This window comes from Streptomyces sp. NPDC093085, from assembly GCF_040683935.1.
Taxonomy (GTDB): Bacteria; Actinomycetota; Actinomycetes; order Streptomycetales; family Streptomycetaceae; genus Streptomyces.
Genome location: NZ_JBFBFB010000010.1, coordinates 107277 through 133405 on the forward strand (window position 1 = coordinate 107277; position 26129 = coordinate 133405).

The window sequence follows — 26129 nt, forward strand, 5'->3', positions numbered from 1 at the left end:
CGGGGGCTCTCCACCCAGGGGAGTACGCGGCAGGCCCCCGGCTCATCCTCCGGGAGGCCCGCAAGCCGGTACGCGGGCATGACGACCCGGCGTCCAGATGTCCCTAATCTTTGAATCGAGCGGCGGGTGCGGAACTCGTCCCCCGAGGTCGGACACTCGCCGCCGTCCATTCGTGACAGGAGAAGGACCATGGCGGACACGGCGGCGCGGGAGATGCTCCGCGCGCAGGGACGCAAGGCGTACGACGCGTTCGCCCCGCGCCGTTCCGGCACCCGCCACCCCCTGGTGGCGACGGCCATGGTCCTTCCCCTGGCGGCCCTGCTGGTCGTCGTCTTCGGCGGCTGGGAAGCAGTGGTCACACAGGCGTCGTCCGTGGGCGTGATGCTGGGGCGCTGAGCGGCGCCCCGGACCCGGGAGAGCGGCCCGGGTCGGGGACATCCGGCCAACAACCCCGTGGGGACGGGGGTGCGGCGGACGGCAGCGGTGGGCCGGTCGGCTGGGGAGCCGACCGGCCATCGCGATGTCCGGGGCCCTTCCCGCGGCCTTCGGTGCTCTGCACCACTGTGACGCACACGCCGAAGCCCCGGCCGTCGAGACGGCCGGGGCTTCGGATGGATCCCGTGCGCGATACTGGGATTGAACCAGTGACCTCTTCCGTGTCAGGGAAGCGCTCTCCCGCTGAGCTAATCGCGCCAGTGACGGGGTACTGCCTACTGCGTGCGCGATACTGGGATTGAACCAGTGACCTCTTCCGTGTCAGGGAAGCGCTCTCCCGCTGAGCTAATCGCGCGGGGAATCCGGAGGGAACCAGATCCAGTGGACGATACTGGGATTGAACCAGTGACCTCTTCCGTGTCAGGGAAGCGCTCTCCCGCTGAGCTAATCGTCCTTGGAGGTGGAGACGGGATTTGAACCCGTGTAGACGGCTTTGCAGGCCGTTGCCTCGCCTCTCGGCCACTCCACCAGGAGTGTGGGGGCCTCGGGAGACCCCCACCATCGAGCGGACGACCAGGTTCGAACTGGCGACCTCAACCTTGGCAAGGTTGCGCTCTACCAACTGAGCTACGTCCGCGTGCCGTTTCCCGGGCCCTCCTGTGCGGCCCGGCGACGTGTTGAACTCTAGCGGATTCCGGGGCCAGTACAAAAACGCGTTTCCGCAGCGTGACGCGGTGCGTTCGCCGCGCGTTCGGCCGGGCGCCGCGAACCCGCCGCCGGGACGCCCCGGCCGCCCGCGGAAAGAGGTGGCGTGCCCGCCGGACCCCGGGTAGAACTCCCCTGATGACCACCACCCTGCGGCCCACGGGACCGCTTCAGCAGGCCGGCGACGGCACGAAGGCACGCTCCTACGAGATCTGTGTGAACGGCCGCCCCGTGGGCGCCGTCGAGGTCGCCACCGACCCCGGCTTCGACCACCGGGCGGGCATCGTCGACGCCCTGCGGATCGACGAGCCCGACCGCCGCAGGGGCAGGGCCACCGTCGCCGTGCTCGCCGCCGAGGAGGTGCTGCGCGGCTGGGGGTGCGACCGCTCACAGGTGTTCGTACCGGACGGGGCGGAGGCCGCCCGCCATCTGATGGAGAGCCTGGGGTACACCGAACGCAGCCTCAACATGGCGAAGGACGTCGCCCCGGAGCGGACGGAGTCCGGGGGATACGCCGAACTCCCCGGGGGCCGCGTCAGCCGCCCCATGACCGGGGCCGAGTTCGAGGAGTGGCGCGCGCACGACATCCTCGCGTATGTACGGACCTGGACCGACCGGGGCGTCCCGGCCGACCAGGCCCGGGCCAAGATGGAGCAGAGCCACCGCGAGAACCTGCCCCAGGGGCTCGCCACCCCGGGGACCACCTTCGCCGTCGTCCTCCACGAGGGCACCGTCGTCGGCCATGTCTGGGTGGCGCCCCGCGAGGTGACCCCCGGCAGGCCCGGCGCCTACGTGTACGACGTGGCGGTCGTCGAGGAGGCGCGCGGCCGGGGCCACGGCCGCGCCCTGATGACGCTGGCCGAGCAGATCGCGGACCGGGACGGCCACACCCTGCTCGGCCTGCACGTCTTCGCCGACAACACCCCGGCGGTCCGGCTCTACGACGCGGTCGGCTACCGCGTCACCCAGCGCAACTACGTCCGCCCGCTGCTCTGACCCCCGCCCGGGGCCCCACCTGGGGCCCCGCCCGGCGCCGCACCCGGGGCTCAGGCGGGGGAGTGGCCGGCCAGCAGCCGGTCGGCGATCGCCTCGATGCGCCCGCGCAGCCCCTCCTGGCTCCGGCCGCCGTCCAGCCGCTCCCCGCCGATGACATACGTGGGCGTCCCCGTCACCCCGATCGCCTTGCCCTCGGCCTGGTCGGCGTCGACCGTCAGCAGATGGCGGCCGTCGATCAGGGCGGTGTCGAACTCCTCGGCGTCCAGGCCCTGTTCGCGCGCCACCTGGAGCAGGAACCGCTCGCCCCGCTCCGTCAGCTCCGCGGTCCCGGCCAGCACCGCCTCCACATAGGCCCAGGCGTCGCCCTGCGCCCAGGCCTCCTCGGCGGCCTGGGCGGCGGCGTACGCGTGCCGGTGCTTCTCCAGCGGGAAGTGGCGCAGCCGTACCTCCAGCCGGTCGCCGTAGCGGGCGCGCAGCGCGTGGACGTCCGCGAGGGCACGGTGGCAGTCGGGGCACTGGAGTTCGCACCAGAGGTCGAGGACGACGGGGCGCGGGTCGGTGGAGTCGTTCATGGGGCCAGTCTTCCAGGAGGAGTCCGTCCCTGAGATCTCCCCCAGATCCGCCCCCGGGGGCCCCGCACCGTGGCCCGGGGCAGGGGCCACGGTGCAGGATGGAGAGGAGACGTTTTCGGCCGTTGACGCGCTATGCCTGGAGGACCCCGATGATTGCCGAGACCATTTGCTCCGCGGTGTCAGCGGCGGGGCTGGGCGTCGCCATGATCACGGCGTACCGCAAGCGGTTCCTCGCGGCGACGCGGATCGCCGCGTACGCGCTGGTGCCGGTCGGCCTGGTCATGGTGGGCGCCGTGAAGTGGGCCGCGAGCACGGCCTTCAGCCCGGTCGCCTGGGTGGGCTTCGGCGTGCTCGGCCTCGCGTGGCTGCTCTTCCTGACGACCCGCATGGTGGAGCGGCGTACCGGGGGTACGCGCAAGGAGCGCAGGGCGGCCGAGCGCGCGGGCCGGGGCCAGGCGGTCGAGCCGGCCGCCTCCGCGCCCTCCCTGGGCGCAGGCGCCAGGACCCCGGCCCCGGCCAGGTCCACGCCGCAGGCCGGCGCGGGCGAGGACTTCAGCGACATCGAGGCGATCCTCAAGAAGCACGGCATCTGACCCCGGCGGGGAGCACGGAGCGCTCACGCTCCGACTCCGTACGGTGAGCCCGGCAGCATGACAGGTGCGCGCGGATCCCGTGGTCATTCCGGGCTTTTTTCCACGGAATATGATGAACTCCCGGGCCGATCAAGCGTATTGGTCATCGGCCGGGTTCACGGTGCGTCATGATCACCCCGAGATGCTCGATAGCTCACGGGGAGAGAACCCCGCCCCCACCGAAGAACCGCGCGGCTGTCTGTTCGCGCTCTCCCAACCACCGCTGATGATCTTCCTGACGGTGATCGGCGCGCTGCTGCTGATGGCGGCGGTGCACGATCTGTTCCTGCTGTGAGGCTCAGCCGGCCGCTTCCTTGCGGCGTGCCCGGTACGCGGCCACATGGAGCCGGTTTCCGCACGTACGGCTGTCGCAGTAGCGCCGGGACCGGTTGCGCGAGAGGTCGACGAAGGCGCGCCGGCAGTCCGGCGCCTCGCAGCGGCGCAGCCGGTCGTGCTCGCCCGCGACGACCATGAAGGCCAGCGCCATGCCGCAGTCGGCGGCGAGATGGTCGGCGACGGAGGCGCCGGGCGCGAAGTAGTGCACGTGCCAGTCGTAGCCGTCGTGGTCGGTGAGCTGCGGCGTCGTCCCCGCGGCGGCCACGAGCTGGTTGATCAGCGCGGCGGCCGTCCGGGCGTCCGGCGTCGCGAACACCTCCGTGAAGCGGGTCCGCACCTCCCGTACGGCCCGCAGGTCGCGCTCGCCCAGCGCGCCGACGCCGCTGACCCGGTGGCGCCGGGCGAAGTCGTAGAGCGCCTCGACGTCCGCGAGCCCGTCCGCCGCGTCCTCGCCCGTGTCGGCCTCCGGCGCGGTGTTCACCAGATCGACGACGGTGTCGAGGGCGATCCGGGTGTCGTGTGGAATCAGCACGGTCCGCTCCCTGGCCTGCCGCGCGGGCTCGTGCCCGCCGAACCCGGACGACTTTAGACGGTCCGGGCCCCGGACGGCGCCGACGCGGGGCCCGGCGCGTACGGGACCGGCGCCGCCGCCGCGGTGGTCCGCGGCGCCGGCGCCGGTCTCCCTGCCCTTGTGCGGTTGTCCGCCCGGCGCCGTCTCCCCGAGTGGGACGGCGGCGGGCGGCCCGTGCCCTGGCTCAGCTCTCGGCCAGGATGTGGGAAAGCTCCGTGTCGAGGTCGAAGTGGCGGTGCTCGGTGCCGGGCGGCACCGCGGCGTCGGTCCGCTTGAGGAACGACTCCAGGGCCCGCGCCGGGGCTTCCAGGAGGGCTTCGCCCTCCGGGGAGCTGAGCGCGATGCAGACGACGCCCTGACCGTGGCTGCGGGACGGCCAGACGCGGACGTCGCCGGTGCCGGTGGGCCGGTGCAGCCCCTCGGCGAGAAGGTCGCGGGCGAACACCCACTCGACCGTCTCCTCGGCTCCGGTGTGGAAGGTGGCATGCACGGCATAGGGATCGGCCGTGTCATACCGCAGGCCCGCGGGTACAGGCAGTGAGGACTCGCTCGATACAACGAGGCGCAGGTGCAGCTCGCAGCTGACCGTGGTGTTCATAAGCGCCAGGGCCTTTCGCTCAGTGTGCGCTCGGGGATTCGCACGTCGGCGAAATCGACATGCCACCTACGGTGCCGTTGTAAACCCCTCTGTCTGTTTTGTGATCCTTCGGGTAGCTCGTACGGCGGTGTGCTACTTCGAGTCATACCGCCAATCCGGTGAACCGGGCGATTCCGGTACGTACGGATCCACGACCGCGGAGCGTCACGGAGCGGGCCGGCGGGAGGCGCGCGGGTGACGCCCGGCCGACGACGCGTCGGGGGGCGGCCCTGACATGGGGTAACGTACTCCCTGCACCCGGGCGATTAGCTCAGTGGGAGAGCGCTTCGTTCACACCGAAGAGGTCACTGGTTCGAACCCAGTATCGCCCACCCCGGAACCGAGGTCCCGACGCCGGAAACGCCGTCGGGACCTCGGTCTTTTCCCGCCCCGTACGGGTCCGGCTCAGCGCATCCGGCGCAGACTCCCGCGCACCCTGCGGGCGTCGCGCAGCCGCTGCTCGTACGTCGCCCCCACCGCCAGGAGCAGCAGCCCCGCCAGAGCCGGCGGCAGCCAGCGCGGCAGCGCGCCCATCACCTGCACCACATACGGCGCCAACTCGTGCAGCGCGTCCAGCGCCAGCACCGCCCCGCCCAGCAGCAGCGGCGCCTGGAGCCGCCACCGGGCCCCGGCCAGCGTCACCGCCAGCGCGGCCGCCCCCAGCAGCAGCGGGCGCGTCCAGCCGGTGTCCCCCCAGGCCGCGACGAGACTCGGCAGCAGCGTCGCCGCCAGGCCGGGACCGTACGCCGGCCACGACGACGCCTCGGGGTCGCGGCGCCGCCGCAGGAAGCCCACCGCCAGCGCGGCCACCGTCACCGGCACCGTGTACGCCTCCGGGACGCTCACCCCGGACGCGCCGAGCCGTACCCAGGTCGCCAGGGTGAAGAGCGCCGTCGCCGCGTACCCGGCCACCCGGCGCCGTTCCGGGCGGATCGCCGTGCCCGCCGCGATCACCCCGCCCAGCGCGAGCACGAGCGCCAGCGTCGGCGCCTCCCGCACGGCGCACCACACAGCGAGCACCCCGGCCGCCGCGCCCGCGCCCTCCAGCGGCGCCGCCACCGGGTGCCGCCCCAGCCGCGCGGCGAGCAGCGCCACGGCGGCCGGAACCCCCAGCACCGCGAGCGCCGTCCCCGTCGCGGACACCCCGGCCGCCGCACACCCGGCCACCACCAGCACCGTCACGAAGCCGACCGCGAGACACGCCAGCAGCGCCCGGACCCGCTCCCCGGACCCCGCGTGCCCACCGGCACCGGCACCGGGTACCGGGACGGCATCCACCGCACCGGGCGCCGGAACCTCCGCCTCCGGCGCCGCGTCCGCACCGGGGGCGGGCGCTTCCGCCTCTGCCGCCGCACCGCCGGGGGCCGGTGCCGTTCGTACCGCCACGGCCGCCGCCGTGAAGAGCGCCGCCAGCACCGCGTACACCGCCAGCGTCGCGGGGCGGCTCGCCAGGGCCGGGGCCGGGGCCGCCCCCGTGCCCGCCAGGGCGAGGACCAGGGCCGGGAACGCCCCGTCCCGGCCCGGCCGGACCGCGCGGGCCAGCGCCGCCGCCGTCAGGGCCAGGGGGAGCGCCAGCGCGGCCTCGTACGGGAGGTCCCACACCACGGGCTGGACCAGGAGCGCGGCCCAGCCGAGCGTGGCCGCGCCGTGCAGCGTCGCCGTGCGGAGCCGTCCGGTGACGGCGGCCGGCACCAGGTCCCCGGCGAGCCGGGGCAGCGCACGGTACGCGAGCGCCAGGGCTCCGGCGTTCACCGCCAGCACCAGCGGTGCCGTACCGAGCCAGGGGACCTGGGTGACCCCGAGCGCCGCCCAGGTCCCGTCCGGGGCGCCCGCCCAGATCCGCCCGGTCCAGGCCGCCCCGCCGAGCAGCGCGACCGCGACCGCCGGGAACGCCGTCGCCAGGGTGAGGGCGGCCACCGCGCCGCCCACCGCACCGGCCCCCCGGCGCACCGGGCGCGGCAGCCCCGTCCCCACCACGGCCAGCACCCCGAGGGCGCAGAACAGATAGCCGGGCACGGACCACCCCTCGGGCGCCGCGGTACGGAACAGACCGCCCACCGCAGCCACCGCGGCGAGCGCCGCCCCCGAAGCGGCGGCGAACGCCCCCTCCGGCCCCCGCCACGCCACCAGCAGCCCCAGCGCCGCCACCGCGAGCAGCAGGACGGCGGGCCCGGTCATCGCGGCGGCCGTGCCCGCCCGCGCCGACTCCAGGCAGCCCAGCAGGAGCGCCAGGCCGCCGGTCGTGGCCGCGCACGGCACCAGGGTGGCCCGGGCGGACCGCCACCGGTCCCTGCGCACCGCCGGCCAGAGCACGAGGGCGGTGTCCGCGACCGCCGCCGCCAGCAGCGCCCACCCCGCGCCCAGCGGGCCCGAGCCGGTCGCCGACCACCAGATCAGCGGCGGGAGTTGGGCGGTCACCACCGCCACGGGCAGTGGTCCGCGCAGCTCGCGCAGGAGCGCCCCGTACCCGGCCCAGAGCGCGGCCAGCACGGCGCAGGCGACCGCCGTGTAGCGGAGCCAGTCGACCTCGGGCCGGGTCAGCACATACAGCGCGCACGCGTCGAGCACCGTCAGCACCAGGGCGAACGCGGCCACGGCCTCGGCCGTCGCGGCGAGCTTCCGGCGCAGCAGCACCACCGGGGCGGCCAGCGCGGTCAGCGTGAAGAGGTTCAGCACCGTCGTACGGCCGCCGATCCCGAGATGTCCCCAGCTCACCAGGGTGAACGCGATCGCGGCGACGGTCAGCAGCACACCGCCGAGGGCGAGCAGCACATTCCGCGCGCCCGGAGCCGAGGGTTCCGTCGTCCGGCGCGGTGCCGGGGGCCCGTACGGGCGGGGCGCCGGGGCGGGACCCGCCGAGGCCAGCACGGACATCAGATGCGCGCGGCGTGTCAGCAGGTGGCCCTTGCGCGTCTCCAGCCAGGTCAGTTCCTGGTCGATACGGGCCAGTTCGACGGCTGGTGGTGGGTCGTTCGTCATGCGACGGAGTCTGGCCGGGGAGGCCGGGGCCCGTCATGAGCACACGTACTCAGATACGGGGCGCCGGGGCCCAACCGGTTTGAAGGGAGGCCGTACGGGCCTGTATGGTTCAGGTCGTTCCCGGGCGATTAGCTCAGTGGGAGAGCGCTTCGTTCACACCGAAGAGGTCACTGGTTCGAACCCAGTATCGCCCACCGGGAGAGGCCGGTCCGCCGATGGCGGACCGGCCTTCGCGCGTTCCGGGCCCGGCCGTCCGGCCGCCCGGTCAGGCAGCGGCGGCGGGGAGTTCGGGACGGAGCGGCCACGCGGGGTCCGCCGGGTCCTCCCCGCCGCCCCGCCAGAACCGCGCCTGGGGGCCGCGCGCCTGCGCCGCGTGCCAGACGGTCTGCAACGCGTGGAGCTCCGGGGGCGTCAGCCGCCCCAGCCGGGTCGCGAACCGGCGCCCGATCGCCCGGACCAGCTCCAGCGCCGACAGCGCCGCCTCCGCGGCCACCGCCGGCGCGGGACCACCGGACGGCGCTTCGAACCCCCCGTCCGGGTCCCCGAACCCGTCCCCGACCGTTTCCATCCTCTCGACCCCGTCCGCCGTCACCGCGTACCGCGCGCAGAGCCCGCCGAGATCGCGCCGGCCCTTCCGGTACCGGTCGAGATGGCGGTCGAGGACCAGCGGATCCAGCACGCACAGCGACGCGTTGGCCAGCCGGTGGCCGAGGGACGAGGCGCGGTGGCGCCGCAACTCCCGGTCGAGGAGTGTCAGCGCGAACGGCGCGTTCATCACGGCCACGGGCCGCCCCGCCGCGAACTGCTCGGCCAGCGCCCCCGCCATCTCCGCCACCACCGGCGCCGGCCACCGCCCGTTGCGGTGCAGGAACTCGTCGGTCACCCCGTGCGCCGCCCCGGCCTCCGGCGGCACCGGGACGCCCGGGTCGATCAGCCAGCGCCGCACCCTCGGCCGTATCCCCGTCGTGTCCTGCACGACCAGCGCGGCCGAGACGATCCGGTCCCGCTCCGCGTCCGCCCCGGTCGCCCCGGCCCCGAACGCGGCCAGCGGCCCTTCGTACCAATACGTCATGCGCGCAACTCCCCGAGCCTGTCGAACTCCGCACGCGGCGGCCCACCGGGCGCCACCGCCCCCGAATCGCTCATACCCGGACAGGTCGCTCGATACGCCCCGTGTCCGGCCCTCGCCACACGGTGACGGACGAGGCGTCCGGGACGGGCGAACACCGTCCGGGACAAACCGTTTCGCGGGCCGCCCGCCCGGCTCGGTACGATGCCCAGTGCGCACGCCGGGAGCAGGGTGCGCACCCCACGAGTCAGGAGAGACCGGTGTCAGACGTCCGTGTGATCATCCAACGCGATTCCGAGCGGGAAGAGCGCGTGGTGACGACGGGCACTACGGCGGCGGACCTCTTCCCCGGCGAGCGCACCGTCGTCGCCGCCCGGGTCGGCGGCGAACTGAAGGACCTGGCGTACCCGGTCGGTGACGGCGAGGTCGTCGAGCCCGTCGAGATCTCCTCCCCGGACGGCCTCGACATCCTGCGCCACTCCACCGCGCATGTCATGGCCCAGGCCGTACAGGAGCTGCACCCCGAGGCCAAGCTCGGCATCGGCCCGCCGGTCAAGGACGGCTTCTACTACGACTTCGACGTCGCGACCCCCTTCACCCCCGATGACCTCAAGGCCATCGAGAAGAAGATGCAGGAGATCCAGAAGCGCGGACAGCGCTTCGCGCGCCGCGTCGTCACCGACGAGGCCGCCCGCGAGGAGCTGGCGGGCGAGCCGTACAAGCTGGAACTCATCGGCATCAAGGGCGCCGCCTCCACCGACGACGGCGCGAATGTCGAGGTGGGCGGCGGCGAGCTGACCATCTACGACAACCTCGACGCCAAGACCGGCGAGCTCTGCTGGAAGGACCTCTGCCGGGGCCCGCACCTGCCGACCACCCGGTACATCCCGGCGTTCAAGCTGATGCGCAACGCCGCCGCCTACTGGCGCGGCAGCGAGAAGAACCCGATGCTCCAGCGGATCTACGGCACCGCCTGGCCCTCCAAGGAGGAGCTGAAGGCGCACCTGGAGTTCCTCGCCGAGGCCGAGAAGCGCGACCACCGCAGGCTCGGCAACGAGCTGGACCTCTTCTCCTTCCCCGACGAGGTCGGCTCCGGGCTCGCCGTCTTCCACCCCAAGGGCGGCATCATCCGCCGGGCCATGGAGGACTACTCGCGCCGCCGGCACGAGGAGGAGGGGTACGAGTTCGTCTACACCCCCCACGCCACCAAGGGGAAGCTCTTCGAGAAGTCCGGGCACCTGGACTGGTACGCCGACGGCATGTACCCGCCCATGCAGCTCGACGAGGGCGTGGACTACTACCTCAAGCCCATGAACTGCCCCATGCACAACCTGATCTTCGACGCCCGGGGCCGGTCCTACCGTGAACTGCCCCTGCGGCTCTTCGAGTTCGGGACCGTGTACCGGTACGAGAAGTCCGGTGTCGTGCACGGGCTGACCCGGGCCCGCGGCTTCACCCAGGACGACGCGCACATCTACTGCACCCGCGAGCAGATGGCCGACGAGCTGGACTCCACGCTCACCTTCGTCCTCAACCTGCTCCGCGACTACGGGCTGACCGACTTCTACCTGGAGCTCTCCACCAAGGACCCGGAGAAGTTCGTCGGCACCGACGAGGCGTGGGAGGAGGCCACCGAGACCCTGCGCGAGGTGGCCGAGAAGCAGGGGCTGCCGCTCGTCCCCGACCCGGGCGGCGCCGCGTTCTACGGCCCGAAGATCTCGGTGCAGGCGCGCGACGCCATCGGCCGTACCTGGCAGATGTCGACCGTCCAGCTCGACTTCAACCTGCCGGAGCGCTTCGACCTGGAGTACACCGCCCCGGACGGCTCCAAGCAGCGCCCCGTCATGATCCACCGGGCGCTCTTCGGCTCGATCGAGCGGTTCTTCGCGGTGCTGCTGGAGCACTACGCGGGCGCCTTCCCGGTCTGGCTCGCGCCGGTCCAGGCGGTCGGCATCCCGATCGGCGACGCGCATGTCGAGTACCTCCAGGACTTCGCGAAGGCGGCGCGGGCCAAGGGGCTGCGGGTCGAGGTGGACGCCTCCTCCGACCGGATGCAGAAGAAGATCAGGAACCACCAGAAGCTGAAGGTCCCCTTCATGATCCTCGTCGGCGACGAGGACATGAACGCGGGCACGGTCTCCTTCCGCTACCGCGACGGCTCCCAGGAGAACGGCGTCCCGCGCGACCAGGCGCTGGCGAAGCTCCTCGACGTGGTGGAGCGCCGCGTCCAGGTCTGACCAGCCCGCCGCCGCGCGACGAGGCCCCCGGAGGAGTCATCGGCCCTCCGGGGGCCTCCGCCCTTCCGGGGCCCCGCGGTCGTCCTCCCGGCCGAACACCTGGATCAGCCAGGACGAGAACGACCCGGTGACCGCCCCCAGCAGCGCCAGGCCGCAGGCCATCAGGAAGACCGCGAAGAGCCGGCCGACCGGGGTCACCGGCGTCACATCGCCGTAGCCGACCGTGGTGATGGCCGAGCAGGCCCACCACACGGAGTCCCCGAAGGTGCGGATCGTGGCCCCGGGCGCCCCGTGTTCCTGCTGGTAGACGGCGAGCGAGGTGGCCAGGGTGAGCAGCACCGAGGTGAGCCCCGCGTATGCCATCACCCGCCCGTGCAGGCTCAGCCGGGGCTGGGCGCGCCGCCGCTGGAGAGCCTCGTAGGTGTTCACGATCCGCAGCGGACGGAGCAGGGGCAGCACCAGCACCACGGTGTCCAGCCAGTGCGTCCGTGCGAAACGCGCGCCCTGGCCGCTGAGGACCAGCCGGATGCCGTAGTCCGCGGCGAAGACCGCCCAGATCAGCACCAGCAGGACGAGCGCGGAGTCCGCCCAGAGCGGGGCGGCCCCCGCGAGGACACGGATCGCGTAACAGGCGAGGTAGAGCAGCGAGGCCACGAGCAGCGGCAGCTCCGTACGCTGCTCCCAGCCGCGCAGCCGGTCGGGTCCGGTGCGGAGACGCATCCGGCCAGCATCGCCGGACAGGTACCGGCGCGGGACCGGCGACACGCCCCACCGGCCCGAAGTCATATGCTGCACAGCATGACGAGTGAGCCGGAGCAGCAGATCGGAGTGGGGACGCAGGACGCCTTCCAGCGGCTGTGGACCCCCCATCGGATGGCCTACATCCAGGGCGAGAACAAGCCCACCGGGCCGGGCGCCGAGGACGGCTGTCCCTTCTGCTCCATCCCGTCCAAATCCGACGAGGACGGGCTGGTCATCGCGCGCGGCGAGCGGGTGTACGCGGTGCTCAACCTCTACCCGTACAACGGCGGCCACCTGATGGTCGTCCCCTTCCGCCATGTCGCCGACTACACGGAGCTGGACGAGGCGGAGACCGCCGAACTGGGGCTCCTCACCCAGCGGGCGATGACCGCGCTCCGTACCGCCTCCGGGGCGCACGGCTTCAACATCGGGATGAACCAGGGGGTCTCGGCCGGCGCCGGGATCGCCGCCCACCTCCACCAGCATGTGGTGCCGCGCTGGGGCGGCGACACCAACTTCATGCCGATCGTCGGCCACACCCGGGTCCTGCCCCAGCTCCTCGCCGACACCCGGACCATGCTCGCCGCCGCCTGGCCGTCCGGCCCGGACGCCTGAACCCACCGTACGGCGGACACATGAGCCGCCGTACGCGCGCGGGGCGCCCCGGATCCGTCCGGGGCGCCCCGCGCGCCGTACCGCAGGCGCGTCACGCGTCGTACGCGTCGATCTTCCTCGGCGACGGGTCCTGCACCGCGCCTATCAGCGAGGACGAACGGCTGCTGAAGCGCGCGGTGTCCACCCCGTGCTCGTCCAGCACCCGCAGCGCCGCGTTGTGCGCGGCCCGCAGCACCGGGGTCGCGGCGCGCATCGCGTCGTCCGCCATGAAGCGGTGGCGCCACGGCTGGTCCGCCCAGGCGTGCCGCATCCCGAACGGCTCCGGCAGCGCGAGCTTGCCGCCCAGGAAGTCCAGGACCGGCGGGTACCAGGTGAACGGGGCGCGCACCGCGAGCCGTACGACCTCCTTCGGCTCCACCAGCGGCAGATTCCGCGAGGTGGTCTCCCAGAACCGGACGGTCTTCGGGCGCGAGACGGTCTTGGGCGACGGCTTCGCGAAGAACAGCGAGTGCACCGGGCCCAGCGCGTACCCGGAGACCTCGATACGGAGCGTCTCGGAGAGCACCGTCACCGAGATCATCATCGTGATCACCAACTGGCTCTCCCAGAGGGTGAACTGCACCCCCAGATAGTGCCGGTTGCCGCTGCCGAACTGCTGGTGGTTGGAGATCTGCTGTATCGCGTGGCTCTTGTACTGGAAGCCCTCGATGTCCGGGCCCGAAGGCCAGGAGACCGAACCGGCGCCCTCGCCCACCGGGGAGACGATCCAGTGCTTGACCGAAGGCGTCGGGAAACCACCGGAGTTGAGGGGGCCGCGCTCCAGCAGCTTCATCTGGTCGTGGATCGCCCGTATCACGTCGTAGCTGCGGAACTGGTGGATCTCCTGCCCGGCCTCCTTGGGGACCAGCTCCTCGGCGAGCTGCCAGCTCCCCCAGCGGGTGCCCATGCCGAGTATCCCCTTGGGGCCCGCGTAGAAGGCGACGTTGGAGCGCTGCTCGGCGCTCAGCCTCTCCAGCCCCTGGCGGAGCACCTCCCGCGAGGTGTCGCCCGGGTTCCCCGGCACCGCCTCGGGGATCTTGGCGCCCATACCGCCGCCCGAGAGCAGGCTCTGCCAGCGCTCCCGCAGATCCTTGGCGGTCGACTCGCAGATCCGCTTGGCCAGCAGCCACCCGATCACCGGGGCGACCAGCATGGCCCGCAGATACCAGTTGAGCACCCCGTCCAGCGGCAGCTTGATCAGCACGACCACCGCCACCACGGCGACCCCCGCGAGCACCGCCGAGCCGATCGCCCCGGCCCGCCGGTCCTTCGCCCCCGCCAGCGTGCGGCGGAGCTGGAAGACACCCAGCCAGATCAGCAGCCCGGGCAGGAAGAGCAGCCCGCAGAGAGCGGTGATCGCCGTGAGCCGCTTGTCCCGCTCCTTGCGGATATGGATCGCGGCGAGGCTGTGCTCGACCACGGACTGCGGGTCCATCCCGAAGGACTGGATGATCGGACCCCGGCCGCCACCGAGCGTTCTGAGCTGGACCGCGCGCGCGAACGCCTCGCCCATGTTCGGCTCGAAGAGGGAGAACTTGCCCTTGGTGACCGTCGACTTGTGCCAGTCGTTGTCGGCCTTCTTGATCTCTTCGAGCGGACTGTCCCGGTACGCCGCCGAGGCCAGCGCGAACGTCGCCGCCGTACCCGCCGCCGCGCCCTGGAGCGGAACCTGCGCCCCCGGGCTGAAGTCGAACACATCGTCCGCCACTGCCGCCCCCTCACTGCAAGGATTACGCTGCCGGGGCCTGCCGTCGGCCCGCGCGCCCCGCACACCTGCTGGAGCTGGGCACCTCAGCGTAACGGTGCGGTGCCGCCCGCGTCATGGGGCCTGGCTGTCTTTCGCCAACCTGCGTCACACCACGTCCCGATGGGCATAGGGAGCCACCCACCGGGCAACATCCTCTGACGGACCCCCGCTACACGGTGGCCTCCTCCCGCGCGAGTTGACGGTCCGCCACCGCTTGCGGCATCGGCTCATGGCGGAGGTACGTACGGCTGAAGCGGCCCGCGCCGTGCGAGAGCGAGCGCAGATCCACCGCGTACCGGCCGATCTCCAGCTCGGGCACCTCGGCCCGCACCAACGTCCGCCCCGCCCCCGTCTGTTCGGTACCGACCACCCGGCCGCGCCGCCCCGACAGGTCGCTCATCACCGGGCCGACATACGCGTCCGGAACCACCACCGTCACCTCGGCGACCGGCTCCAGCAGATGGATCGCCGCGCCCTCCGCCGCCTCCCGCAGCGCCAGCGCGCCCGCCGTCTGGAACGCCGCGTCCGAGGAGTCCACCGAGTGGGCCTTCCCGTCCAGCAGCGTCACCCGGATATCGACCAGCGGATGCCCCGCGGCGACCCCGCGCGCCGCCTGCGCCCGTACCCCCTTCTCCACCGAGGGGATGAACTGCCGGGGGACCGCCCCGCCCACCACCTCGTCGACGAACTCGATCCCGGCCCCGGCCGGCAGCGGCTCCACCGCGATCTCGCAGATCGCGAACTGGCCGTGCCCGCCCGACTGCTTCACATGCCGGCCCCGCCCGGAGGCGCCCGTACCGAACGTCTCGCGCAGGGCGACCCGGTACGGTACGGCGTCCACCCGCACCCCGTACCGGCCGCGCAGCCGGTCCAGCGCCACCTCCCGGTGCGCCTCGCCCAGACACCAGAGCACCACCTGATGGGTGTCCGGGTTCTGTTCGAGCCGCATCGTCGGGTCCTCCGCCACCAGCCGGGCGAGCCCCTGGGAGAGCCGGTCCTCGTCCGCCTTGCCGTGCGCCCGTACCGCCAGCGGCAGCAGCGGGTCCGGCATGGACCACGGCGCCACCAACAGCGGGTCGTCCTTCGCCGAGAGCGTGTCCCCGGTCTCCGCCCGGGAGAGCTTCCCCACGCAGGCCAGATCGCCCGCCACACACTCCGGCACCACCCGCTGCCGCTTGCCGAACGGCGAGGAGAGCGAGCCGATCCGCTTCTCCACGTCATGGTCCTCATGGCCCCGGTCGGTGAGCCCGTGCCCGGAGACATGGACCGTCTCGTCGGGACGGAGCGTCCCCGAGAAGACCCGGACCAGGGAGATCCGGCCCACGTAGGGGTCGGAGGCGGTCTTGACCACCTCGGCGACGAGCGGCCCGTCCGGATCGCAGCGGATCCCGGGGCGCGGCGCGCCCAGCACCGTGGTCACCTCGGGCGCCGGGCGCTCCAGCGGGCTGGGGAAGCCCCCGGTGATCAGATCGAGCAGCTCCACCGTGCCCAGCCCCTGCCGGGCGCCGGGCGGGGCGGGCGCCGCCGCCAGCACCGGATGGAAGCCCCCGCGCGTCACCGCCTTCTCCAGGTCCTCCATCAGCGTCTTGAGGTCGATCTCCTCGCCGCCCAGATACCGCTCCATGAGGGTCTCGTCCTCGCTCTCCGCGATGATCCCCTCGATCAGCCGGTTCCTGGCCTCGGCGAGCGCGGGCAGCCGCCCCGGCCCGGGCGGCCCCTCCCGCCGCTCCCCGGCCGAGTAGTCGAAGAGCTTCCGGGAGAGCAGCCCGGTCAGCCCGGTGGCCGGCGCGTGCCCGTCGGGGCCCTCCGCGCCGTACACCGGCAGATGGAGCGGCAGCACGGCGTCCGGGTCGTCCCCGCCGAAGATCTCCGCGCAGAGCCGGGTCATCTGGTCGAAGCCGGTCCGCGCCGTGTCGAGATGCGTGATGACGATGGCGCGCGGCATCCCGACCGCCGCGCACTCCTCCCAGACGCTCCTGGTCGCGCCCGCCACGGCCGCCGCCTCCTGCGCCGTCTGGGCCGCCGACAGCACGAAGAGGGCCGCGTCCGCCGCGCGCAGACCGGCCCTCAGCTCCCCGACGAAATCCGCGTAGCCGGGGGTGTCCAGCAGATTGATCCGGCACCCGCCCCACTCCACCGGGACGAGCGAGAGCTGTACGGAGCGCTGCTGGCGGTGTTCGATCTCGTCGTAGTCGGAGACCGTCGCCCCGTCCTCGACCCGGCCCGCCCTGGTCACCGCCCCCGAGGCGAGCGCCAGGGCCTCCACGAGGGTGGTCTTCCCCGAGCCGCTGTGGCCCACCAGCACCACGTTCCGTACGGACGCGGGCCGGCGGGCCGCCGGCGCCCTTCCGGCGGCCCCGGCCGGTGTCTCTGTCCTGTCACCCATGACTGCTGCCTCCCGATCGATTCGACCGATTCCACCGAGTGGGTCGGTGCGGGCTGGAGGAGAGGCGGGCCCGGGGAGCCGCGGGGCAGCTCCGGCGATGCCCGCGGTGGTCCTTCGAGCTTCGCACTCCCGTCATGGCGCGTCCATATGTCGTACGACGCTCCATGGCCCGGGGACCCGGCGGTGCGCCGGGACGGTCGTGGCTACGATGGGTCAGCCGACCGCCACAGGGGCTCTCGGCCCGAACCCCGGGAAGGCCATGCTGAACAAGTACGCGCGTGCATTCTTCACGCGTGTCCTCACACCGTTCGCCGCGTTTCTGCTCCGTCGCGGAGTCACTCCGGACGCGGTCACCCTCATCGGTACGGCCGGGGTGGTGGCGGGTGCGCTGGTCTTCTTCCCCCGGGGGGAGTTCTTCTGGGGCACCATCGTCATCACCGTCTTCGTCTTCTCCGACCTCGTCGACGGCAACATGGCGCGCCAGGCGGGCATCTCCAGCCGCTGGGGGGCCTTCCTCGACTCGACGCTCGACCGGGTCGCGGACGGCGCGATCTTCGCCGGGTTCGCGCTCTGGTACGCGGGAGACGGCGACAACACCGCGCTCTGCGCCGTCGCCATCTTCTGCCTCGCCAGCGGCCAGGTCGTCTCGTACACCAAGGCCAGGGGCGAGTCCATCGGGCTGCCGGTGGCCGTCAACGGGCTGATCGAGCGCGCCGAGCGCCTGGTCATCTCGCTGGTCGCGGCCGGACTCGCCGGGCTGCACGCGTTCGGCGTCCCCGGCATCCAGATCCTGCTGCCCATCGCGCTCTGGGTGGTCGCCGCGGGCAGCCTGGTGACGCTCGGGCAGCGGGTGGTCACCGTACGCCGGGAATCCGCCGAGGCCGACGCCGCGGCGGCTGCCGAGGCCGCCGCCGCCGACACGCCCCGGGGGAGCGGGGCCACGTCATGAGCACGGTGCGCGACCGGCTGACCGACACGCTGTACGGGGCGGGGTGGAGCACGGTCAAACGGCTGCCCGAGCCGGTGGCGGGCGCCCTCGGCAGGACGATCGCCGACACCACCTGGCGGCGGCGCGGCACGGGCGTGCTGCGGCTGGAGGCCAATCTGGCGCGGGTCGTGCCGGACGCCGGGCCCCAGGAGCTGGCCGCCCTCTCCCGGGCGGGGATGCGCTCGTACCTGCGGTACTGGATGGAGTCGTTCCGGCTGCCCGCCTGGAGCGCCGAGCGGGTGCGCGACGGCGTCGAGATCAAGGACATCGACCGGCTCTTCGACGGGCTCGCCACCGGCCGGGGCGTCATCCTCGCCCTGCCCCACATGGCCAACTGGGACCTCGCGGGCGCCTGGCTCGCCGGGGCCGGCGGCGTGCCGTTCACCACCGTCGCGGAGCGGCTGAGGCCCGAGACCCTGTACGACCGGTTCGTCGCCTACCGGGAGAGCCTGGGCATGGAGGTGCTGCCGCACACCGGCGGCGCCGCCTTCGGCACCCTGGCGCGGCGGCTGCGGGACGGCCGGCTGGTCGCCCTCGTCGCCGACCGCGACCTCTCCGCGTCCGGCGTCGAGGTCGACTTCTTCGGCGCCACGGCCCGGATGCCCGCGGGGCCCGCGCTCCTCGCCCAGCAGACCGGGGCGCTGCTGCTGCCCGTGTCCCTCTGGTTCGACGACTCCCGGGTGATGCGCGGGCAGGTCTTCCCGCCCGTCCCCGTGCCGGAGGCGGGCACCCGGGCCGAGAGGACATCGGTGATGACCCAGGCGGTGGCCGACGCCTTCGCCACGGGGATCGCCGAGCACCCGGAGGACTGGCACATGCTGCAACGGCTGTGGGTCGCCGACCTGGACCGGGGGAGCGCGTGAGGATCGGCATCGTCTGCCCGTACTCCTGGGACGTACCGGGCGGCGTCCAGTTCCACATCAGGGACCTGGCGGACCATCTCATCCGCCTCGGCCACCATGTCTCCGTCCTGGCCCCCGCCGACGACGAGACACCGCTGCCGCCGTATGTCGTCTCGGCGGGCCGCGCCGTCCCCGTCCCGTACAACGGCTCGGTCGCCCGGCTCAACTTCGGCTTCCTGTCGGCGGCCCGGGTCCGGCGCTGGCTCCACGAGGGCACCTTCGACGTCATCCACATCCACGAGCCCGCCTCGCCCTCGCTCGGCCTGCTGAGCTGCTGGGCGGCGCAGGGCCCGATCGTCGCGACCTTCCACACCTCGAACCCGCGCTCCCGGGCGATGATCGCGGCGTACCCCATCCTCCAGCCCGCGCTGGAGAAGATCAGCGCCCGGATCGCGGTGAGCGAGTACGCCCGGCGCACCCTGGTGGAGCACCTCGGCGGCGACGCCGTGGTCATCCCCAACGGCGTGGACGTCGGCTTCTTCGCCGACGCCGCGCCCGAACCCGCCTGGCAGGACTCCACCATCGGCTTCATCGGCCGGATCGACGAGCCCCGCAAGGGGCTCCCGGTGCTGATGCGGGCGCTGCCGGGGATCCTCGCCGCCCACCCGGAGACCCGGCTGCTGGTGGCGGGGCGCGGCGACGAGAAGGAGGCGGTGGAGTCCCTGCCGAGGGAGATGCGCGGCAGCGTCGAGTTCCTCGGGATGGTCAGCGACGAGGAGAAGGCGCGGCTGCTGCGCAGCGTCGACCTGTACGTCGCCCCCAACACCGGCGGCGAGAGCTTCGGCATCATCCTGGTGGAGGCGCTGTCGGCGGGCGCCGCGGTCCTCGCCAGCGACCTGGACGCGTTCGCGCAGGTCCTGGACCAGGGGGCGGCCGGGGAACTCTTCGCCAACGAGGACGCCGACGCGCTCGCCGACGCCGCGGTACGTCTGCTCGGCGACCCGGAGCGGCGCGCCGAGCTGCGCGCGCGGGGCAGCGCGCACGTACGGCGCTTCGACTGGTCGACGGTGGGCGCGGACATCCTCGCCGTGTACGAGACGGTGACGGACGGCGCCGCCTCGGTGGCGGCGGACGAACGGACCGGCCTGCGGGCGCGGTTCGGCCTGGCGCGCGACTGGTAGTGCTTCGTCGGGCCCTGGGCCCGGCCCGGTGGCCCTCCCGGGATCCGTACCGCCGGGCGGCGCCGTGTAACGCGTAACCTGCCGTGCGTGACCGAAACCTTCGTCTGGATCGCCGCAGCCGTCGTCGCCGTCGTGGCCACCGGGCTCTACCTGAGCTGGACCGCGGGACGGCTCGACCGGCTGCACACCCGGATCGACGCCGCCCGCGCCGCCCTCGACGCCCAACTGCTGCGGCGCGCCTCGGTCGCCCAGGAGCTGGCCACCTCCGGGGTGCTCGACCCGGCCGCCTCGATCGTGCTCTACCAGGCGGCGCACGCCGCGCGGCAGGCCGAGGAGGAGCAGCGGGAGGTCGCCGAGAGCGAGCTGAGCCAGGCGCTGCGGGCCGTGTTCGGGGAGACCGCCCAGGTGGAAGCCGTACGGGAGGCGCCCGGCGGGGAGGACGCGACGGGCGAACTCGCCGCTTCCGTACGGCGGGTGCCGATGGCGCGGCGGTTCCACAACGACGCCGTACGGGCCGCCCGCGCCCTGCGCCGCCACCGCAAGGTGCGCTGGTTCCGGCTGGCCGGGCACGCCCCGTTCCCGCTCGCCTTCGAGATGGACGACGAGCCGCCCGTCGCGCTGGCGGACCGGCCGGGGAGCTGACCGGGGCGGGCGGACGGCCGACCGGGGCGGGCGGCTCCGACGGGCCGGGGCGGGCGGCTCCGACGGGCCGGGGGCGCGCCGGACGAGCCACCGGCTTCCCATTGGCCCTTGCTGTGGACTGCTCCCGGGGCGTTCCCTGAACCCCGTATTCACCTGCCGTTCCAGCCCGTGAGGTCGCCCGTGTCCAGCACGTTCTCCGCCCAGCCCGCCCACCCCTCCGCCGACCCGGCGGCCACCGGCACCGCGCGCGTCAAGCGCGGGATGGCCGAACAGCTCAAGGGCGGTGTGATCATGGACGTGGTCACACCGGACCAGGCGAAGATCGCCGAGGACGCCGGAGCCGTCGCCGTGATGGCGCTGGAGCGGGTCCCCGCCGACATCCGCAAGGACGGCGGCGTCGCACGGATGTCCGACCCCGACATGATCGAGGGGATCATCGAGGCTGTCTCCATCCCGGTCATGGCGAAGTCCCGCATCGGCCACTTCGTGGAGGCCCAGGTCCTCCAGTCGCTCGGCGTGGACTACATCGACGAGTCGGAGGTGCTGACCCCCGCCGACGAGGTCAACCACTCCGACAAGTGGGCGTTCACCACCCCGTTCGTCTGTGGCGCCACCAACCTCGGCGAGGCGCTCCGCCGGATCGCCGAGGGCGCCGCCATGATCCGGTCGAAGGGCGAGGCGGGCACCGGCAATGTCGTCGAGGCCGTCCGCCACCTGCGCCAGATCAAGAACGAGATCGCCCGGCTGCGCGGCTACGACAGCCACGAACTGTACGCCGCGGCCAAGGAGCTGCGCGCCCCGTACGAGATCGTCAAGGAGGTCGCGGAACTGGGCAAGCTGCCGGTCGTGCTCTTCTCGGCGGGCGGCGTCGCCACCCCCGCCGACGCCGCGCTGATGCGCCAGCTCGGCGCCGAGGGCGTCTTCGTCGGCTCCGGCATCTTCAAGTCGGGCGACCCGGCCAAGCGCGCCGCCGCGATCGTCAAGGCCACCACGTTCTACGACGACCCGAAGGTCATCGCGGAGGCGTCGCGCGACCTGGGCGAGGCGATGGTCGGCATCAACTGCGACACCCTCCCCGAGGCCGAGCGCTACGCGAACCGTGGCTGGTAGCCCCACCCCGCCCGGCGAGGCCCCGGTGATCGGCGTCCTCGCGCTCCAGGGCGACGTACGAGAACACCTGGCCGCCCTGGCCGGGGCGGGCGCCGAGGCCAGGACCGTACGGCGCCCCGAGGAGCTGGCCGGGGTCGCCGGACTGGTGATCCCGGGCGGCGAGTCCACCACCATGTCCAAGCTGGCCGCCCTCTTCGGCCTGCTGGAACCCCTGCGCGAGCGGGTACGGGCCGGACTGCCGGTCTACGGCACCTGCGCCGGGATGATCATGCTCGCGGAGAAGATCCTCGACCCGCGCTCGGGCCAGGAGACGGTCGGCGGCATCGACATGATCGTACGCAGGAACGCCTTCGGGCGGCAGAACGAGTCCTTCGAGGCCGCCGTGGAGGTCGCCGGGGTCGACGGGGGCCCGGTGGAGGGCGTCTTCATCCGCGCCCCCTGGGTGGAGTCGGTGGGCGCCGGGGTCCAGGTGCTCGCCCGGTACGGCGGCCACACCGTCGCCGTACGCCAGGGCAACGCGCTGGCCACGTCCTTCCACCCCGAGCTGACGGGCGACCACCGCCTGCACCGTTTCTTCACCGACCTGGTGCGCTCCGCACGGTGACCTCCGCCCGGTAGGATCGCAGCCGAACGGGAGCAGTACCGGTTACGCGAAGGAGACAGGCAGATGTCCGGCCACTCTAAATGGGCTACGACGAAGCACAAGAAGGCCGTGATCGACGCCAAGCGCGGCAAGCTCTTCGCGAAGCTGATCAAGAACATCGAGGTCGCGGCGCGGACCGGCGGCGCCGATGTCGACGGCAACCCGACGCTCTTCGACGCCATCCAGAAGGCGAAGAAGAGCTCGGTCCCCAACAAGAACATCGACTCGGCGGTCAAGCGCGGCGCCGGCCTGGAGGCCGGTGGCGCCGACTACGAGACGATCATGTACGAGGGGTACGGCCCGAACGGGGTCGCGGTGCTCATCGAGTGCCTCACCGACAACCGCAACCGCGCCGCCTCGGACGTCCGCGTGGCGATGACCCGCAACGGCGGCTCGATGGCCGACCCGGGCTCCGTCTCGTACCTCTTCAACCGCAAGGGCGTCGTGATCGTCCCCAAGGGCGAGCTGGGCGAGGACGATGTCCTGGGCGCGGTGCTGGACGCGGGCGCCGAGGAGGTCAACGACCTCGGCGAGTCCTTCGAGGTGCTGAGCGAGGCCACCGACCTGGTGGCGGTCCGTACCGCCCTCCAGGAGGCCGGTATCGACTACGACTCGGCCGACGCCAACTTCGTCCCGACCATGCAGGTCGAGCTGGACGAGGAGGGCGCGCGCAAGATCTTCAAGCTGATCGACGCGCTGGAGGACAGCGACGACGTCCAGAACGTCTTCGCCAACTTCGACGTCTCGGACGCCGTGATGGAGAAGGTCGACGCCTGACCCCGCACCGCCGAGCGGATTCCGCGCTCCTCGGCAACGGTCCGGACCGATGTCGGTCCGGACCGTTGTCGGTGCCGACCGATACTGTCTGATCAGCGTTTCCCCTCGAAGGGCGAACGCGTGACCGAGAGAGTGGGGGCGGGATGCGGGTGCTGGGTGTGGACCCCGGACTGACCCGGTGCGGGGTGGGCGTCGTCGAGGGGAGCGCGGGACGGCCGCTGACGATGCTGGGCGTCGGGGTGGTGCGGACGCCCCCCGAGGAGGAGATCGGCGCACGGCTCGTCGCCATCGAGGCGGGCATCGAGGCCTGGCTGGACGAACACCGGCCCGAACACGTCGCCGTGGAACGGGTCTTCGCCCAGCACAACGTACGGACGGCGATGGGCACCGCCCAGGCAGCCGGGGTCGCCATGCTCTGCGCGGCCCGCCGCTCCATCCCCGTCGTCCTGCACACCCCCAGTGAGGTCAAAGCCGCCGTCACCGGGAGCGGCCGGGCCGACAAGGCCCAGGTCGGCGCCATGGTCACCCGGCTCCTCCGGCTCGCCGAGCCACCCCGCCCGGCCGACGCGGCGGACGCCCTCGCCCTCGCCATCTGCCATATCTGGCGCGCCCCCGCCGTCAACCGGCTCCAGCAGGCCAGGGCGGCGGCCCGCGCCCCCCGTCTCCCCGCCTCCGCACCCGTCCGGAAGGTCACCCGATGATCGCCTTCGTCAGCGGCCAGGTCGCCGCCCTCGCCCCGACCACCGCGGTCATCGAGGTCGGCGGCGTCGGCATGGCCGTCCAGTGCGCCCCCGGCACCCTCGCCGCGCTCCGCGTCGGCCAGGAGGCCAGGCTCGCCACCTCCCTCGTCGTCCGCGAGGACTCCCTCACGCTCTACGGCTTCGCCGACGACGACGAGCGCCAGGTCTTCGAACTGCTCCAGACCGCCAGCGGCGTCGGCCCCCGGCTCGCCCAGGCCATGCTCGCCGTCCACAACCCCGACGCGCTCAGGCTCGCCGTCTCCACCGGCGACGAGAAGGCGCTGACCGCGGTCCCCGGCATCGGCAAGAAGGGCGCCCAGAAGCTGCTGCTGGAGCTGAAGGACCGGCTCGGCGCACCGGCCGGCGCCACCGTGGGACGCCAGGCCGGCGCCGCCGCCCCGGCCTCCTGGAGCGACCAGCTCCACGCCGCGCTGATCGGCCTCGGCTACGCGAGCCGCGAGGCCGAGGAGGCGGTCGCCCAGGTCGCCCCGGAGGCCGAGGCCGCCCTCGCCGCCGGCGAGCAGCCACCCGTGCCCCGGCTGCTGCGCGCCGCGCTCCAGAGCCTCAACCGCACCCGCTGAGCCGGGCCCCCTCAGGGCCACGCTCCGACGTACTCCATTCGGGCGTTCTCGTACGCGCCCCCTCCCCGAGGTGAAACTGAGTGAACTGGGACGACACCCGCGGCGCCGGACCCGAGCCGGACGACGCGGCCGACCGGCTCGTCGGCGCGTCCGCGGACGGGGAGGACCAGGCGGTCGAGGCCGCCCTGCGCCCCAAGTCGCTGGGGGAGTTCGTGGGCCAGGAGCGGGTACGGATCCAGCTCGACCTGGTGCTCAAGGCGGCCCGCGCCCGGGGCGCCACCGCCGACCACGTACTGCTCTCCGGGGCGCCGGGGCTCGGCAAGACCACCCTCTCGATGATCATCGCGGCCGAGATGAACGCCCCGATCCGGATCACCTCGGGCCCCGCCATCCAGCACGCGGGCGACCTCGCCGCCATCCTCTCCTCCCTCCAGGAGGGGGAGGTCCTCTTCCTCGACGAGATCCACCGCATGTCCCGGCCCGCCGAGGAGATGCTGTACATGGCGATGGAGGACTTCCGGGTCGACGTGATCGTCGGCAAGGGCCCCGGCGCCACCGCCATCCCGCTGGAGCTGCCGCCCTTCACCCTGGTCGGCGCCACCACCCGGGCCGGGCTGCTGCCGCCCCCGCTCCGCGACCGCTTCGGCTTCACCGGCCATATGGAGTTCTACGAGAGCACCGAGCTGGAGCGCGTCCTGCACCGCTCCGCCCACCTCCTCGACCTGGAGATCGACGCCGAGGGCGCCGCCGAGATCGCCGGGCGCTCGCGCGGCACCCCCCGGATCGCCAACCGGCTGCTGCGCCGGGTACGGGACTACGCGCAGGTCAAGGCCGACGGCCGGATCACCAGGGAGGTGGCCCACGCGGCCCTCGCGGTCTACGAGGTCGACCCGCGCGGCCTCGACCGGCTCGACCGGGCCGTGCTCCAGGCGCTGCTGAAGCTCTTCGGCGGCGGCCCCGTCGGCCTCTCGACCCTGGCGGTCGCGGTGGGGGAGGAGCGTGAGACCGTGGAGGAGGTCGCCGAGCCCTTCCTCGTACGGGAGGGACTGCTGGCCCGGACCCCGCGCGGCCGGGTCGCCACCCCGGCGGCCTGGGCGCACCTCGGGATCCCCGCGCCGCAGCAGGCACCGGGCGGTTCCGGACAACCCGGCCTGTTCGGGGCGTGACGGCATGGGCACGCACCGGGGCAGGAACCCGGGTGCCATGCTGGGCGTTGTTCCAACGAAGCGGACTCGCTTAGACTCCGCCGATGCCGCCCTTCCGGAGCGGCATGCCCACCCCCGTATATCAGGCCGCTCGACAGCGCGGTCGTGCGAAGGAAGTTCCCTCCCGTGAGTCTCGTGACCCTTCTCCCCTTCATCGTGCTCATCGGGGCCATGTTCCTGATGACCCGGTCCGCCAAGAAGAAGCAGGAGGCCGCCGCGCAGATGCGCGACGAGATCCAGCCCGGCACCGGCATCCGCACCATCGGGGGCATGTACGCCACCGTCAAGGAGGTGCACGATGACATGGTCCTCCTGGAGGTGGCTCCCGGCGTCCACGCCGTCTACGCGAAGAACGCCATCGGCGCCGTGCTCGACGACGACGAGTACAACCGCATCGTGCACGGCGAGGACGCTTCCGACGCCGACACGCCGGTCGTGCCCGACGACGCCTCCTCGCTGACCGACCCCGACGGCACCCCGATCGACTTCGCGAAGAAGCCCGAGCCCGGCAGCGAGACGGACGCCGAGCCGGCCGACGCCGTGACCGAGGCGAAGGCCGACCAGGCCGCCGACCAGACCGACAGCGCCGACAAGGCCGACGAGCCCGCGGACAAGACGGCCAAGGCCGAGGCGAAGGCCGAGGTCAAGGCCGAGGAGACGGCGGACGACAAGGCCAAGGGCACGACCGACGGCGAGTCGGGCGCGAAGTAACCGGGCCGGCGC

The 26129-nt window shown here is 73.1% G+C and carries 25 protein-coding genes and 7 tRNA genes; 19 read left to right on the plus strand and 13 right to left on the minus strand.

The genetic code is table 11. The annotated features are described in order from the left end of the window. Positions 1–189 precede the first annotated feature (189 nt). Complete coding sequence (locus AB0O07_RS25195; RefSeq protein WP_365637032.1) at positions 190–396, plus strand: hypothetical protein; 207 nt, start codon at positions 190–192, stop codon at positions 394–396. Positions 397–621: 225 nt separating this feature from the next. On the opposite strand, the gene AB0O07_RS25200 is transcribed toward AB0O07_RS25195, so the two are convergent. From AB0O07_RS25200 to AB0O07_RS25220, 5 genes are all read right to left on the minus strand, one after another. After that, a tRNA-Val gene (locus AB0O07_RS25200) sits at positions 622–693 on the minus strand. Between the two features lie 25 nt (positions 694–718). Next, a tRNA-Val gene (locus AB0O07_RS25205) sits at positions 719–790 on the minus strand. Between the two features lie 27 nt (positions 791–817). Beyond that, positions 818–889, minus strand: a tRNA-Val gene (locus tag AB0O07_RS25210). A gap of 1 nt (position 890) precedes the next feature. Continuing rightward, positions 891–964 (minus strand) — tRNA-Cys (locus AB0O07_RS25215). A 35-nt stretch (positions 965–999) separates the two neighbouring features. Continuing rightward, a tRNA-Gly gene (locus AB0O07_RS25220) sits at positions 1000–1072 on the minus strand. Positions 1073–1278: 206 nt separating this feature from the next. Between AB0O07_RS25220 and AB0O07_RS25225 the strand changes: the two genes are divergently transcribed. Then, a complete protein-coding gene (locus tag AB0O07_RS25225) occupies positions 1279–2136 on the plus strand; it encodes a GNAT family N-acetyltransferase (protein WP_365637033.1) in 858 nt (285 codons plus the stop codon). Between the two features lie 50 nt (positions 2137–2186). Here the strand turns inward: AB0O07_RS25225 and AB0O07_RS25230 are convergent, their stop codons facing one another. Beyond that, positions 2187–2708, minus strand: a complete 522-nt coding sequence (locus tag AB0O07_RS25230) for a DsbA family protein (RefSeq protein WP_365637035.1) — start codon at positions 2706–2708, stop codon at positions 2187–2189. Between the two features lie 149 nt (positions 2709–2857). Between AB0O07_RS25230 and AB0O07_RS25235 the strand changes: the two genes are divergently transcribed. Continuing rightward, a complete protein-coding gene (locus AB0O07_RS25235) occupies positions 2858–3301 on the plus strand; it encodes a hypothetical protein (protein WP_365637037.1) in 444 nt (147 codons plus the stop codon). A gap of 181 nt (positions 3302–3482) precedes the next feature. Beyond that, positions 3483–3635, plus strand: a complete 153-nt coding sequence (locus AB0O07_RS25240; protein ID WP_329821645.1) for a hypothetical protein — start codon at positions 3483–3485, stop codon at positions 3633–3635. Positions 3636–3638: 3 nt separating this feature from the next. Here the strand turns inward: AB0O07_RS25240 and AB0O07_RS25245 are convergent, their stop codons facing one another. Both AB0O07_RS25245 and AB0O07_RS25250 read right to left on the minus strand, forming a co-directional pair. Further along, entirely contained in the window at positions 3639–4208 is a 570-nt protein-coding gene (locus AB0O07_RS25245) for a CGNR zinc finger domain-containing protein (RefSeq protein WP_365637039.1), read from the minus strand. Between the two features lie 223 nt (positions 4209–4431). After that, complete coding sequence (locus AB0O07_RS25250; RefSeq protein ID WP_003959770.1) at positions 4432–4845, minus strand: SsgA family sporulation/cell division regulator; 414 nt, start codon at positions 4843–4845, stop codon at positions 4432–4434. 299 nt (positions 4846–5144) lie between these two features. Here AB0O07_RS25250 and AB0O07_RS25255 point away from each other — a divergent pair. Further along, positions 5145–5216: transfer RNA gene (locus AB0O07_RS25255), tRNA-Val, on the plus strand. A 73-nt stretch (positions 5217–5289) separates the two neighbouring features. Here AB0O07_RS25255 and AB0O07_RS25260 read toward each other — a convergent pair. Further along, entirely contained in the window at positions 5290–7863 is a 2574-nt protein-coding gene (locus AB0O07_RS25260; RefSeq protein WP_365637041.1) for a hypothetical protein, read from the minus strand. Positions 7864–7985: 122 nt separating this feature from the next. On the opposite strand from AB0O07_RS25260, the gene AB0O07_RS25265 reads away from it, so the two are divergent. Continuing rightward, positions 7986–8057, plus strand: a tRNA-Val gene (locus tag AB0O07_RS25265). Between the two features lie 71 nt (positions 8058–8128). Here the strand turns inward: AB0O07_RS25265 and AB0O07_RS25270 are convergent. Then, positions 8129–8935 carry a 3'-5' exonuclease gene (locus AB0O07_RS25270; protein WP_365637042.1) on the minus strand — a complete coding sequence of 269 codons (807 nt, stop codon included), beginning with the start codon at positions 8933–8935 and terminating at the stop codon, positions 8129–8131. A 257-nt stretch (positions 8936–9192) separates the two neighbouring features. On the opposite strand from AB0O07_RS25270, the gene thrS reads away from it, so the two are divergent. Beyond that, entirely contained in the window at positions 9193–11169 is a 1977-nt protein-coding gene (thrS, locus tag AB0O07_RS25275) for a threonine--tRNA ligase (protein ID WP_365637044.1), read from the plus strand. A gap of 36 nt (positions 11170–11205) precedes the next feature. On the opposite strand, the gene AB0O07_RS25280 is transcribed toward thrS, so the two are convergent. Beyond that, entirely contained in the window at positions 11206–11889 is a 684-nt protein-coding gene (locus AB0O07_RS25280; protein ID WP_365637047.1) for a potassium channel family protein, read from the minus strand. Positions 11890–11955: 66 nt separating this feature from the next. Between AB0O07_RS25280 and AB0O07_RS25285 the strand changes: the two genes are divergently transcribed. Next, the gene (locus tag AB0O07_RS25285; protein WP_365637050.1) at positions 11956–12525 is read left to right on the plus strand and encodes an HIT domain-containing protein; all 570 of its coding nucleotides are present in this window, start codon (positions 11956–11958) and stop codon (positions 12523–12525) included. Positions 12526–12616: 91 nt separating this feature from the next. Here AB0O07_RS25285 and AB0O07_RS25290 read toward each other — a convergent pair whose 3' ends face one another. Beyond that, complete coding sequence (locus AB0O07_RS25290; protein ID WP_365637052.1) at positions 12617–14272, minus strand: hypothetical protein; 1656 nt, start codon at positions 14270–14272, stop codon at positions 12617–12619. 208 nt (positions 14273–14480) lie between these two features. Next, positions 14481–16697 carry an elongation factor G-like protein EF-G2 gene (locus tag AB0O07_RS25295; protein ID WP_365637054.1) on the minus strand — a complete coding sequence of 739 codons (2217 nt, stop codon included), beginning with the start codon at positions 16695–16697 and terminating at the stop codon, positions 14481–14483. A gap of 259 nt (positions 16698–16956) precedes the next feature. Here AB0O07_RS25295 and pgsA point away from each other — a divergent pair, with 259 nt between their 5' ends. The 11 genes from pgsA to yajC all read left to right on the plus strand — a co-directional run bounded on the left by pgsA (position 16957) and on the right by yajC (position 26117). Next, complete coding sequence (pgsA, locus tag AB0O07_RS25300; RefSeq protein ID WP_365637055.1) at positions 16957–17646, plus strand: phosphatidylinositol phosphate synthase; 690 nt, start codon at positions 16957–16959, stop codon at positions 17644–17646. Next, entirely contained in the window at positions 17643–18548 is a 906-nt protein-coding gene (locus AB0O07_RS25305) for a phosphatidylinositol mannoside acyltransferase (RefSeq protein WP_365637057.1), read from the plus strand. The genes pgsA and AB0O07_RS25305 overlap by 4 nt, the downstream gene beginning before the upstream one ends. Beyond that, positions 18545–19708, plus strand: a complete 1164-nt coding sequence (locus AB0O07_RS25310; RefSeq protein ID WP_365637059.1) for a glycosyltransferase family 4 protein — start codon at positions 18545–18547, stop codon at positions 19706–19708. Before AB0O07_RS25305 ends, AB0O07_RS25310 begins: the two co-directional genes overlap by 4 nt. Positions 19709–19795: 87 nt before the next feature. Continuing rightward, positions 19796–20350, plus strand: coding sequence for a hypothetical protein (locus tag AB0O07_RS25315; RefSeq protein ID WP_365637061.1), 555 nt, complete (start codon positions 19796–19798; stop codon positions 20348–20350). A 180-nt stretch (positions 20351–20530) separates the two neighbouring features. Continuing rightward, positions 20531–21460, plus strand: coding sequence for a pyridoxal 5'-phosphate synthase lyase subunit PdxS (pdxS, locus tag AB0O07_RS25320; RefSeq protein WP_365637063.1), 930 nt, complete (start codon positions 20531–20533; stop codon positions 21458–21460). After that, positions 21450–22064 (plus strand): pyridoxal 5'-phosphate synthase glutaminase subunit PdxT, encoded by a 615-nt coding sequence (gene pdxT / locus AB0O07_RS25325; RefSeq protein WP_365637065.1) that lies wholly within the window; start codon positions 21450–21452, stop codon positions 22062–22064. Before pdxS ends, pdxT begins: the two co-directional genes overlap by 11 nt. Positions 22065–22127: 63 nt before the next feature. Next, entirely contained in the window at positions 22128–22880 is a 753-nt protein-coding gene (locus AB0O07_RS25330; protein ID WP_365637067.1) for a YebC/PmpR family DNA-binding transcriptional regulator, read from the plus strand. A 143-nt stretch (positions 22881–23023) separates the two neighbouring features. After that, positions 23024–23581, plus strand: coding sequence for a crossover junction endodeoxyribonuclease RuvC (gene ruvC / locus AB0O07_RS25335; RefSeq protein ID WP_365637069.1), 558 nt, complete (start codon positions 23024–23026; stop codon positions 23579–23581). Next, a complete protein-coding gene (gene ruvA / locus AB0O07_RS25340) occupies positions 23578–24201 on the plus strand; it encodes a Holliday junction branch migration protein RuvA (RefSeq protein WP_365637072.1) in 624 nt (207 codons plus the stop codon). Before ruvC ends, ruvA begins: the two co-directional genes overlap by 4 nt. Positions 24202–24281: 80 nt before the next feature. Next, positions 24282–25367, plus strand: coding sequence for a Holliday junction branch migration DNA helicase RuvB (gene ruvB / locus AB0O07_RS25345; protein ID WP_365637075.1), 1086 nt, complete (start codon positions 24282–24284; stop codon positions 25365–25367). Positions 25368–25532: 165 nt separating this feature from the next. Beyond that, the gene (gene yajC / locus AB0O07_RS25350; RefSeq protein ID WP_365637077.1) at positions 25533–26117 is read left to right on the plus strand and encodes a preprotein translocase subunit YajC; all 585 of its coding nucleotides are present in this window, start codon (positions 25533–25535) and stop codon (positions 26115–26117) included. Positions 26118–26129: the final 12 nt, after the last annotated feature.

Coding starts and splice junctions, on each gene's coding strand:
- AB0O07_RS25195 (WP_365637032.1), top strand. CDS start 190: ATGGCGGACACGGCGGCGCGGGAGATGCTCCGCGCGCAGGGACGCAAG.
- AB0O07_RS25225 (WP_365637033.1), top strand. CDS start 1,279: ATGACCACCACCCTGCGGCCCACGGGACCGCTTCAGCAGGCCGGCGAC.
- AB0O07_RS25230 (WP_365637035.1), bottom strand. CDS start 2,708: ATGAACGACTCCACCGACCCGCGCCCCGTCGTCCTCGACCTCTGGTGC.
- AB0O07_RS25235 (WP_365637037.1), top strand. CDS start 2,858: ATGATTGCCGAGACCATTTGCTCCGCGGTGTCAGCGGCGGGGCTGGGC.
- AB0O07_RS25240 (WP_329821645.1), top strand. CDS start 3,483: ATGCTCGATAGCTCACGGGGAGAGAACCCCGCCCCCACCGAAGAACCG.
- AB0O07_RS25250 (WP_003959770.1), bottom strand. CDS start 4,845: ATGAACACCACGGTCAGCTGCGAGCTGCACCTGCGCCTCGTTGTATCG.
- AB0O07_RS25260 (WP_365637041.1), bottom strand. CDS start 7,863: ATGACGAACGACCCACCACCAGCCGTCGAACTGGCCCGTATCGACCAG.
- AB0O07_RS25270 (WP_365637042.1), bottom strand. CDS start 8,935: ATGACGTATTGGTACGAAGGGCCGCTGGCCGCGTTCGGGGCCGGGGCG.
- AB0O07_RS25280 (WP_365637047.1), bottom strand. CDS start 11,889: ATGCGTCTCCGCACCGGACCCGACCGGCTGCGCGGCTGGGAGCAGCGT.
- AB0O07_RS25285 (WP_365637050.1), top strand. CDS start 11,956: ATGCTGCACAGCATGACGAGTGAGCCGGAGCAGCAGATCGGAGTGGGG.
- AB0O07_RS25295 (WP_365637054.1), bottom strand. CDS start 16,697: ATGGGTGACAGGACAGAGACACCGGCCGGGGCCGCCGGAAGGGCGCCG.
- pgsA (WP_365637055.1), top strand. CDS start 16,957: ATGCTGAACAAGTACGCGCGTGCATTCTTCACGCGTGTCCTCACACCG.
- AB0O07_RS25305 (WP_365637057.1), top strand. CDS start 17,643: ATGAGCACGGTGCGCGACCGGCTGACCGACACGCTGTACGGGGCGGGG.
- AB0O07_RS25330 (WP_365637067.1), top strand. CDS start 22,128: ATGTCCGGCCACTCTAAATGGGCTACGACGAAGCACAAGAAGGCCGTG.
- ruvC (WP_365637069.1), top strand. CDS start 23,024: ATGCGGGTGCTGGGTGTGGACCCCGGACTGACCCGGTGCGGGGTGGGC.
- ruvA (WP_365637072.1), top strand. CDS start 23,578: ATGATCGCCTTCGTCAGCGGCCAGGTCGCCGCCCTCGCCCCGACCACC.